Source organism: Streptomyces sp. rh34 (assembly GCF_002551245.1).
Taxonomy (GTDB): Bacteria; Actinomycetota; Actinomycetes; order Streptomycetales; family Streptomycetaceae; genus Streptomyces.
In genome coordinates this window covers 25,224-34,641 of record NZ_NTGZ01000047.1, presented here as the reverse complement: position 1 = coordinate 34,641, position 9,418 = coordinate 25,224, and the positions used below count along the sequence as shown (strand labels likewise).

Below are 9,418 nucleotides of genomic sequence, written 5' to 3'. Positions count from 1 at the left end.
ATTCTGCCACTGCCCGGCACCGGCGGGCCGGTGGGCGGGGTCGGCCGCGCCGGGGCGGTCGCCGCTCAGGGAGTCTCGCCCTTCGTGCCGTGGGCGCCCGGGAGGGTGGGGGTCGGGGTGCGTTCCAGCTCGTGGCTGAGCTCCTCCAGCTCGCTGCCGCCCGCCATCTGCCGGGTCAGCTCGTCCAGCGTGACGTCGGCCTTGGTGTGGCTGCCGGACATCGCGCCGCGCTTGAGGAGGATGAAGCGGTCCCCGACGAGGTGGGCGTGGTGCGGGTTGTGCGTGATGAGGACCACGCCGAGGCCGGCGTCGCGGGCCGCCGCCACGTACTTGAGGACCACGCCGGACTGCTTGACGCCGAGCGCGGCGGTCGGCTCGTCCAGGACCAGGACCTTCGCGCCGAAGTAGACGGCGCGGGCGATGGCCACGCACTGGCGTTCGCCGCCGGACAGGGTGCCGATGGGCTGGTCGACGTCGCGCAGGTCGATGCCCATGCGCAGCAGTTCGGTACGGGTCGTCTCGCGCATCTTCCGGACGTCGAGGCGCTTGAGGGGGCCGAACCCGACGGTGGGCTCGGAGCCGAGGAAGAAGTTCCGCCAGACCGGCATCAGGGGGACGACGGCGAGGTCCTGGTAGACGGTGGCGATGCCCCGGTCCAGGGCGTCACGCGGATTGGCGAGGGTGGTCTCCTCCCCCTCGATCAGGAAACGTCCGGCGTCGTGCCGGTGCAGCCCCGCGATGATCTTGATGAGGGTGGACTTGCCGGCGCCGTTGTCCCCGAGGACGCAGGTGATCTCACCCGCGTGGACCTCCAGCGATACGTGCTCCAGGGCCTTGATGTTCCCGTAGAACTTGGACACGTCGTCCAGCTCGACCAGCGGTCCCGCGGTCACTCCCGCGGGGTCTTCAGGGGTGGCCGTCATGCCGTCGCCTCCGCGCGCTTGCGCACCCACGCGTTGAGCAGGGTGGCCAGGAGCAGCATCGCTCCCAGGAAGAATTTGAACCAGTCCGGGTTCCACTCGGCGTACACGATGCCCTTGCTGGTCATGCCGAAGATGAAGGCGCCGACGGCCGAACCGATCGCGGAGCCGTAGCCGCCGGTGATCAGACAGCCGCCGATGACGGCGGCGATGATGTACGTCAGCTCGTTGCCGACACCCTCGCCGGACTGGACGACGTCGTAGCTGAACAGCAGGTGCTGGCCGGAGACCCAGGCGGCGAAGGCGACACCCAGGTAGAGCCCGATCTTGGTGCGGATGACCGGGACGCCGACCGCGCGGGCCGCGTCGGCCTCGCCGCCGACGGCGAAGATCCAGTTGCCGAAGCGGGTACGGAGAAGGATCCAGGTGGCGACGCCGACGAGCGCCGCCCACCACAGGATCGTCACCTTGAACTCGACTCCGCCGAGGGTCAGCGTCGAGGCGAACAGCGCGCGGGCCGAGTCGAAGCCCTCCATGTCGCCGATGGCCTTGGTGGAGACGGTGCCGCTGATGAGCTTGGTGAAACCGAGGTTCAGGCCGGTCAGCATCAGGAACGTGCCGAGCGTGATGATGAAGCTCGGCAGTTTGGTGCGGGTCAGCATGAAGCCGTTGAACGCGCCGATGGCGAGCGTGACCAGCAGCGACACGAGGACGCCGACCCAGACGTTGGCCGTCATCTGGTAGCTGAACATCGAGGAGATCAGCGCGGAGCTGGTCACCATGACCCCGGCGGAGAGGTCGAACTCGCCGCCGATCATCAGCAGCGCGACCGGTGCGGCCATGATGCCCAGCGTGGAGGCCGCGTACAGCACGGTGCCGAAGCTGGAGGCCTGCAGGAAGCTGTCGGCGACGATCGCGAAGAACAGGAAGACGGCCGCCGCGCCGACGACCGAGCCGAGTTCGGGGCGGCCGAGCAGCTTGCGCAGCGGCGAGGTGCGCACCAGGCGTTCGTCCAGCTGGTCCGGTGCGGCGGTGGAGCCGCTCATCGGGTGCCCCGCTTGGTGTAGTCGGCCAGGGCGTCGGCGTCGTCCTTGGTGATGATCTGCGGGCCGGTGAGGACGGGCAGGCCGCCGCCGAGGACGTTGCGGTTGTAGCGGTGGAGCCAGAGCAGGTCGACGGCCTCGTAGCCCTGGAGGTAGGGCTGCTGGTCGACGGCGAAGCCGAGCTTGTCGGTCTGGAGGCCGGTGGCGACCTTCGCGTTGAGGTCGAAGGTGTCGATCTCGGCCTTGCTGCCCGCCGTCTGCTTGGCCTGGACGGCCGCGTCGGCGAAGGGGGCGCCGAGGGTGACGACCGCGTCGATGCCCTTGTCGGACTGGAGCTTGGCCTCGATGGACGCCGTGACGTCAGGCATGTTGGTGCCGTCGACGTACAGGTTCTGCATCGTGCCGTCGAAGGTCTTCTTGGCCCCGGCGCAGCGCTGCTCGTGGCCCACGTTGCCCTGTTCGTGCAGGACGCAGAGGGCCTTCTTGCGGTCCCGGCTGTTCAGCTCGTCGCCGACGGCCTCACCGGCGATCGACTCGTCCTGGCCGATGTGGGTGAGGGCGCCGAACTCCTTCGACTCCGCGGAGCCCGAGTTCACGGTGACGACCGGGATGCCCGCCTTGACGGCCTTGGCGACCACGGCCTTCATCGCGTCCGGCTTGGCCAGCGAGACGATCAGCCCGTCGACCTTCTTGTCGATCGCGGTCTGGACGAGCTGGGCCTGCTGGTTGGCCTCGTCGTTGTGCGAATAGAGGAAGTTGATGTTGTCCTTGAGGGCCGCCTGCTCGGCGCCCTTCTGGACGATGTCCCAGAAGGTGTCGCCGTCGCCCGAGTGGGTGACCATGGCGAAGGTCCAGCGCGGTGTGTTCACCGCGGCCCGCCCCTCGGCCGCGGCGGCCGCGCGCTCCTCGGCGCGCTTGCCGCCGGTGCTGCTGCATCCCGCGAGGGAGGCGCCCAGCACCACTGCCAGCACGGCGCCCATCGCGCGTACCCCTGTCCGAACCCTTGCCACGACGCCGTGCCCTTCTACTGCTGCTCGCTGTGCTGCTTGACGGGGCCGGGGAGTGTACGGTCCCGGCCCGGCTGCCCAAGTATCCCCGAGCCCCGACGGACACGGAGCTTGGGGCACGGGAGCTGTCGAGCGCAACCCGTGTGCCCGCACCATTTCAGCGGACGGGCTGGACGGGCTCAGGCGCGCACCAGCAGCTGGAACTCGAAGGCGTACCGGTCCGCCCGGTAGACGTGCGAGCCGAACTCGACCACCCGGCCGGTGTCGTCGTACGTGGTTCGCTCCATCGTGAGCAGCGGCGCGCCCAACGCTTCCGACAGCACCCGCGCCTGCCGGTCGTCCGCGGCGCACGCGCCGACGGTCTGGCGGGCGCTGTGCAGCGTGATGCCACGGGCCCGCATCAGCCGGTAGAGGCCGGTGGCCTCCAGTTCCTCGGTGGGCAGGGGCAGCAGCCCCGGGGGCAGGTGGTTGCGCAGGAGGGCCATCGGTTCGCCGTGGGCGCTGCGCAGCCGCTCGACGAGGTGGACCTCACCGCCCTCGGCGACGCCGAGCGCGGCGGCGACCTCGGCGGTGGCGGGTTCCGTGGTGTTGCGCAGGACGCGGGTGGCGGGCCGCTGGCCGGCCGCCTCCAGGTCGTCGTAGAGCGAGCTGAGCTCCAGCGGGCGGCGGACCTTGCTGTGGACGACCTGGGTGCCGACTCCCCGACGGCGCACCATCAGGCCCTTGTCGACCAGTGACTGGATGGCCTGGCGGACGGTCGGCCGGGACAGACCGAGGCGGGCGGCGAGGTCGATCTCGTTCCCGAGCAGGGCGCCGGGCGCCAGCCGGCCCTGCTCCACGGCGGCCTCCAGCTGCTGTGCCAGCTGGAAGTAGAGCGGAACCGGGCTGGTGCGGTCCACGCTCAGCGGCAGCGGCCGGTCGGTTCCATGTGCGGTCACGGGGCGAGCGTAGTTCGCTTGTCCGGACAAAGCCATGGCGTTCCGGGGCCGGGAGCCGTCGATCGATGCGGCCGCCATTTGTCAGGACAAACGCTTGACATGATGACCGGGCGAACGTCACCTTGGGGCCCATGCGCATCGGACTGATCGGAACGGGACGGATCGGCACATTCCATGCGGAGGTGCTGAGCCGTCACCCCGCCGTGGACGCCCTGCTGCTGGCGGACGCGGACCCGGAGCGGGCGGCCGGAGCCGCGGCACGGACGGGGGCGGCGGCCGTCCCGGTGGACGGCCTGTTCACCGGGGAGGGCGAGGCCGGGGGCCTGCCCGACGCCGTGGTGATCTGTTCGGCGACCTCGGCCCATGCCGGGCTCATCGCACGCGCCGCCCGCGCCGGGCTGCCCGTCTTCTGCGAGAAGCCGATCGCCCTGGACCTGCCCGGCACACTCACCGCGCTCGCGGAGGTCGAGGCGGCGGGCAGCGTGCTCCAGCTCGGCTTCATGCGGCGCTTCGACGCCGGGTACGGCGAGGCCAGGGCCGCCGTGCGGGAGGGAAGACTCGGCCGCCTGCACACCGTGCGCGCGGTCACCTCCGACCCGGCCCCGCCGCCCGCCGCCTACCTCCCGCTCTCGGGCGGGCTGTACCGCGACTGCCTGGTCCACGACTTCGACGTGCTGCGCTGGGTGACAGGTCGCGAGGTCAGCGAGGTGTACGCCACCGGCGCGGACGCCGGACCCGCGATGTTCCGGGAGGCGGGGGACGTGGACACGGCCGCCGCTCTGCTCACCCTCGACGACGGGACGCTCGCCACCGCCACCGCGACCCGGTGCAACGGCGCCGGGTACGACGTTCGGATGGAGCTGGCCGGCGAGCTGGACCAGATCGCCGTCGGCCTGGACGACCGTACGCCGCTGACCTCGGCGGAGCCCGGTGGTTCCGGCGCCCCGGCGAAGCCCTGGCCGGGGTTCCTGGAGCGGTTCGCCCCGGCGTACGAGGCGGAACTGGACGCGTTCCTGCGCGTGGTCCGGGGCGAGCTGGCCAACCCGTGCGACGGGCGGGAGGCCCTGCACGCCCTGCGGATCGCCGAGGCGTGCGAGGTCTCCCGCCGCGAACGCCGGCCGGTGGCGATGACCGAGATCCCCGGCGGCTGAACCCGGGCTCCGACCCGCACGGTCATCAGCAGCGGGAGGGACGCGCGGTGGAGTCCGGCAGGTCCCGGGGATCGAGCACAGCCATGGTGGTCAGCCCCTCTTCCGGCCCGCTCCGGTCCACTCCCGTCAGCTCCGCTCCGGTCGGCGCAGGCCGCCCCCGTCTTCCCCGTCCGTGTCGAGAAGCCCCGCGTCATGCACCAACAGCGCGATCTGGACACGGTTGTTGAGTTCGAGTTTGGCGAGAATCCGCGAGACGTGCGTCTTGACGGTCGCGACGCTGAGGTAGAGGGAGCCCGCGATCTCCGCGTTGGAGCCGCCGCGTCCGACGGCGACGGCTACTTCCTTCTCGCGCTCGGCGAGTTGGTCGAAACGCCTGCGGGCGCGGTCGGTGCGGCCGGCCCGGTCGTCGTGTCCGCCACCGGCGGCGCGGGCCATCAGCCGGCGGGTGACGGCGGGCGAGAGCACCGGGTCCCCGGCGGCGACCCGGCGGACCGCATCGACGATCCGGGCCGGCGGGGTGTCTTTCAGGACGAATCCGGCCGCCCCGGCCCGGATGGCCCGGAGCACCTGTTCGTCCGCGTGGAACGTGGTGAGGACGACGACTTCGGGAGCCCCGGGCCGGCGGCGCAGTCGCTCGGTCGCGGTGAGTCCGTCCATGACCGGCATACGGATGTCCATCAGGACGACGTCGGGGCGCAGCCGTTCGACCAGTTCCTCGGCCTGCTCGCCGTCCGCGCCCTCCCCCACGATGTCGATTCCCTCGTCGCCGCCGAGCATCAGGGTCAGTCCGGCCCGGACCAGCGGGTCGTCGTCGACGATCAGCAGCCGGACGGGCGGGGGTGTCGGGGACGCCGGGGTGTTCATGACGGCCACCGTAGCCAGCCGGTACGCGGGCCCCGCACGGCGGGCGTACCGGCCGCGGTCCCCCGGGCGGGCTTCGCGGTCCCGGTCCTCCGGGAGGGCGCCGCGCCCGCGGGCCTCACGCGGCGGGCCACGGCAGCCGGGCCCGGACCAGGAAGCCGCCGTCCTTCGTCGGGCCGTGCTCCAGCCCGCCGCCGGCGAGCGTGGCGCGTTCGGTGAGGCCGATGAGCCCCTGGCCCGAGCCGGGGACCCGCTCGAAGGGTTCGGTGGGGGCGGGGTTCTCCACCTCGATGGTGAGCCCCTCGCCGGGGCCGCCGGTCACGGTGAGGGAGACCTCGGTTCCGGGCGCGTGCTTGCGGGCGTTGGTCAGGCACTCCTGGGCGATCCGGTAGACCGTGCGGCCGGTGGCGGAGGGGGCGTCCCGCGGTTCGGCGACCCGGTTGTCGACGACGACCTCCATGCCCGCGAGCCGGGACTCGGCGACGAGGGCGTCCAGGGTGGCGAGGGTGGGCTGCGGTCGGTCGCCCTCGTCGGTGTCGCCGGGCCCACGCAGGACGCCGATGATCTCGCGGAGGTCCTGGAGGGCCTCGTGGGCACTGTCCCGGATGACGCCGGCCGCCCGGCCGACCTCTGCGGCGGGGGCGCCCGGCCGGAACTCCAGGGCCCCGGCGTGCACGCTGAGCAGGGTCAGCCGGTGGGCCAGGACGTCGTGCATCTCGCGGGCGATGGCCTCCCGGGCCAGCCGCTGGGCCTGTTCGGCGCGCAGCTCCGCCTCGGCCTCGGCGCGGCGGGCCCGTTCGCGGAGGGTGACGACGAGCTGGCGCCGGGAACGTACGACCATGCCCCAGCTGAGGACCAGCAGGACCAGCAGGATCCCGAAGATGACCGAGGCGAGGAAGGTCGTCGCGGGGTCGGGGCGCAGGAGGGGCTGCAGGGGGGCCACGATCAGCGCGCCCGCGCCGACGATCGCCACCGGCTTGAAGGGGCGGTGCACGGCGAGACTGAAGAGGGCCACCATCAGCGCCCCGGCGGCCACGGGTTCGACGATGCAGACGACGGTCAGCGTGGCGGCGAGCCCGACGGGCCAGCGCCGCCGGAGCCAGAGCGCGCAGCAGGCCGCCGCGCCGATCACCGAGTCGACGAGGACGAAGACGTCCGCCGTGGTGTCGTCGGCGTCGATCGCGGCGAGCGCCAGCAGGCCGATGCCCGCGGCGCAGAGGAAGGCCGTGATGTCGACGGCCCAGTCCCGCACGGTGCGCCGCGTCCGGGGCCGGTCACCGGGCAGCTCGGGATCGGCCATGGCCGAGGGGAGCAGCCAGCGGTACTCGGTGCGCGTCATATCGACAAAGTTACGCAGCCCGGGCGGCCCGGAGGCGCCCGCGCGGCGAGGGAGCGACCAAAGTCGCGGGACCGGCTACTTTCGGCGCGGCGTACGGGACCGGTGGCCGAGGCGGTGGGTGCGGGGCGGGCGGGAGGCTCGGCCCATGAAGAAAATCGTCGAGACGATCGGGTTCCTCGTCTTCGCCCAGGGCGCCGCCGGGCTGCTGTACGAGTGGACGGGCTGGTTCCGGCTGTGGACGGTGGTGCGGCGGATCGACTTCCTCAGCGACCGGGGGCTGTTCGTCAACATCGTGCTGATCGTGGCGGGGGTGGCCGTGATGATCGCCGCGGACTCGATCAAGTCCTGACGGCGGTCACGTCCGGTCCGCGCCGCGCCGGCCCCACGCGGTGCCCGTGAGGACGAGGACCGCCCCGGCGGCGCCGAGCAGCCCGAGCCGTTCCCCGCCGAGGCTGATGCCGACGGCGGCGGCCCACAGCGGTTCCGTACCGAGCAGCAGGCTGACCCGGGACGGGGAGGTGCGGCGTACGGACCACATCTGCACGAAGAACGCGAACAGGGTGCAGAACACCGAGAGGAAGACCAGGCCCGCCCACTCCCGGGCCCCGAAGTCCGCCGCCGCGCTCCACGGTGAGGCGCCGGTGCCGGGGACGGCGGCGAGGACGGCGAAGACGGCGACCGCGGCCCCGAGCTGGACGGTGGTCAGGGAGAGCGAGTCGGCGTCCTGGACCGCCTTGATCCTGGCCATGGCCAGGACGTGGACGGTGCGGGCGAGGGCGGCCAGCAGCATCAGGAGGTCCCCGCCCGAGGGGCTGGTGAGCCCGCCGCCCTGGGTCAGCAGGACCACTCCGGCGACGGAGAGCCCGGCCGCGGCGACGAATCCGGCCGACGGGCGCACGCGGGTCACGGCGGCCTCGGCCAGCGGTGTGAAGATCATGGTGAGGCTGATGATCAGCCCGGCGTTGGTGGCGGAGGTGTGCACCACCCCGTACGTCTCCAGCAGGAAGATCACGCTCAGCACCAGGCCCAGCAGTCCCGCGCCCCGCCACTGCGCACCGGTCAGCGCCCGAAGCCTGCGCCATCCGGTCGCGACGAGCACCGGCAGCACGATCGCGAAGCGCAGGACGAGGACGGCGATGACCGTGTGGGCGGTGGTGATGCCCTTGGCCGCGAGATAGCTGGCGCCCCAGACGACGGCTACCGCCAGCACGGGCAGATCGGTGACCCAGGCGCGGCGCGGGGGCGCGAGTGCGGGCACGGTGACGACGGACACCTGGTCCTCCTGGATCTCCACGAAACGTGGTGTGGAGACCTCGCCGGCTCACACGCGGAGCGATCACGCTATCCGCTGGGCCCCTGAAAAAGGAACACCTGTCTCAACGCTCGGATCGTCCAGGGGCATCACCCGTGGTCAGGGGCGGTCGGGCCGTTCGGCCGGGCGGCGGAGGGTCCGTCGGCCGCGCCGCCGCTCCCTAGACTGACGCCTCGATAACTCTGAGGCACGGAGTGGTCACATGACGTCGTTGAGAGCGGACGGGCGGGTCGAGCGGGGGAACCAGACCCGGCAGTTGATCCTGGGGCGGGCGGTGCAGATCGCCTCGGTCGAAGGGCTGGAGGGCCTGTCGCTGGGGCGGCTGGCCACCGAGCTCGGGCTGAGCAAGAGCGGGGTGTTCGCCCTCTTCGGCTCGAAGGAGGGGCTCCAGCTGGCCACCGTGCGGGGGGCGGTGGCCATCTACGTCGACCATGTGCTGCGCCCCACCCGGTCGGTGCCGCCGGGGCTCGGCCGGGTGTGGCGGCTGTGCGAGGCGTGGATCGCGTACTCCCGGGAGCGCGTGTTCCGGGGCGGTTGCTTCTTCTACGCCGCCACCGCCGAGTTCGACGCCCGCGGCGGCAGGGTGCATGACGCCCTGGCGTCCGCGCAGACGGGCTGGGTCACCTTCGTGGAGCAGACGATCGAGGAGGCCAGGTCGGCCGGGGAGCTGGCCGGGGACACCGACGTGTGCCAGTTGGCCTTCGAGGTGATCGCCCTGCTGGAGCTGGCCAACGCCGAGTCGGTGCTCCAGAACAACATCCTCGGCTACGAGAAGGCGGCGCGGGCCATCCTGGTGCGGCTGCGGGCCGCGGCGACGGATCCCGCGCTGCTGCCTTCTCGGTAGGTG

The 9,418-nt window shown here is 72.3% G+C and carries 10 protein-coding genes; 3 read left to right on the top strand and 7 right to left on the bottom strand.

All coding sequences use genetic code 11. The features are described from left to right. Positions 1–65 precede the first annotated feature (65 nt). The 4 genes from CR470_RS12185 to CR470_RS12170 form a co-directional block, all read right to left on the bottom strand. Positions 66–923 (bottom strand): ATP-binding cassette domain-containing protein, encoded by an 858-nt coding sequence (locus tag CR470_RS12185; RefSeq protein WP_097867610.1) that lies wholly within the window; start codon positions 921–923, stop codon positions 66–68. Next, positions 920–1,966, bottom strand: coding sequence for an ABC transporter permease (locus CR470_RS12180; protein ID WP_097867609.1), 1,047 nt, complete (start codon positions 1,964–1,966; stop codon positions 920–922). Before CR470_RS12180 ends, CR470_RS12185 begins: the two co-directional genes overlap by 4 nt. Next, positions 1,963–2,973, bottom strand: coding sequence for a sugar ABC transporter substrate-binding protein (locus CR470_RS12175; protein WP_441350776.1), 1,011 nt, complete (start codon positions 2,971–2,973; stop codon positions 1,963–1,965). The genes CR470_RS12180 and CR470_RS12175 overlap by 4 nt, the downstream gene beginning before the upstream one ends. 176 nt (positions 2,974–3,149) lie before the next feature. Next, on the bottom strand, positions 3,150–3,908 hold the full coding sequence (locus CR470_RS12170; protein ID WP_097867607.1) for a GntR family transcriptional regulator: 759 nt from the start codon (positions 3,906–3,908) through the stop codon (positions 3,150–3,152). A gap of 131 nt (positions 3,909–4,039) precedes the next feature. Between CR470_RS12170 and CR470_RS12165 the strand changes: the two genes are divergently transcribed. Next, positions 4,040–5,059: a Gfo/Idh/MocA family protein gene (locus tag CR470_RS12165; protein ID WP_097867606.1), complete on the top strand. Its 1,020-nt coding sequence runs from the start codon at positions 4,040–4,042 to the stop codon at positions 5,057–5,059. A 126-nt stretch (positions 5,060–5,185) separates the two neighbouring features. On the opposite strand, the gene CR470_RS12160 is transcribed toward CR470_RS12165, so the two are convergent. Both CR470_RS12160 and CR470_RS12155 read right to left on the bottom strand, forming a co-directional pair. After that, on the bottom strand, positions 5,186–5,923 hold the full coding sequence (locus CR470_RS12160) for a response regulator (protein ID WP_097867605.1): 738 nt from the start codon (positions 5,921–5,923) through the stop codon (positions 5,186–5,188). 115 nt (positions 5,924–6,038) lie between these two features. Further along, complete coding sequence (locus CR470_RS12155) at positions 6,039–7,259, bottom strand: sensor histidine kinase (protein ID WP_097867604.1); 1,221 nt, start codon at positions 7,257–7,259, stop codon at positions 6,039–6,041. A gap of 145 nt (positions 7,260–7,404) precedes the next feature. Between CR470_RS12155 and CR470_RS12150 the strand changes: the two genes are divergently transcribed. Continuing rightward, positions 7,405–7,608: a hypothetical protein gene (locus tag CR470_RS12150; RefSeq protein WP_097867603.1), complete on the top strand. Its 204-nt coding sequence runs from the start codon at positions 7,405–7,407 to the stop codon at positions 7,606–7,608. A 6-nt stretch (positions 7,609–7,614) separates the two neighbouring features. Here CR470_RS12150 and CR470_RS12145 read toward each other — a convergent pair whose 3' ends face one another. Then, entirely contained in the window at positions 7,615–8,532 is a 918-nt protein-coding gene (locus CR470_RS12145; protein ID WP_097867613.1) for a DMT family transporter, read from the bottom strand. 241 nt (positions 8,533–8,773) lie between these two features. Here CR470_RS12145 and CR470_RS12140 point away from each other — a divergent pair, with 241 nt between their 5' ends. Next, positions 8,774–9,415, top strand: coding sequence for a TetR/AcrR family transcriptional regulator (locus tag CR470_RS12140; protein WP_097867602.1), 642 nt, complete (start codon positions 8,774–8,776; stop codon positions 9,413–9,415). Positions 9,416–9,418: the final 3 nt, after the last annotated feature.

Coding starts and splice junctions, on each gene's coding strand:
- CR470_RS12185 (WP_097867610.1), bottom strand. CDS start 923: ATGACGGCCACCCCTGAAGACCCCGCGGGAGTGACCGCGGGACCGCTG.
- CR470_RS12180 (WP_097867609.1), bottom strand. CDS start 1,966: ATGAGCGGCTCCACCGCCGCACCGGACCAGCTGGACGAACGCCTGGTG.
- CR470_RS12165 (WP_097867606.1), top strand. CDS start 4,040: ATGCGCATCGGACTGATCGGAACGGGACGGATCGGCACATTCCATGCG.
- CR470_RS12160 (WP_097867605.1), bottom strand. CDS start 5,923: ATGAACACCCCGGCGTCCCCGACACCCCCGCCCGTCCGGCTGCTGATC.
- CR470_RS12155 (WP_097867604.1), bottom strand. CDS start 7,259: ATGACGCGCACCGAGTACCGCTGGCTGCTCCCCTCGGCCATGGCCGAT.
- CR470_RS12150 (WP_097867603.1), top strand. CDS start 7,405: ATGAAGAAAATCGTCGAGACGATCGGGTTCCTCGTCTTCGCCCAGGGC.
- CR470_RS12140 (WP_097867602.1), top strand. CDS start 8,774: ATGACGTCGTTGAGAGCGGACGGGCGGGTCGAGCGGGGGAACCAGACC.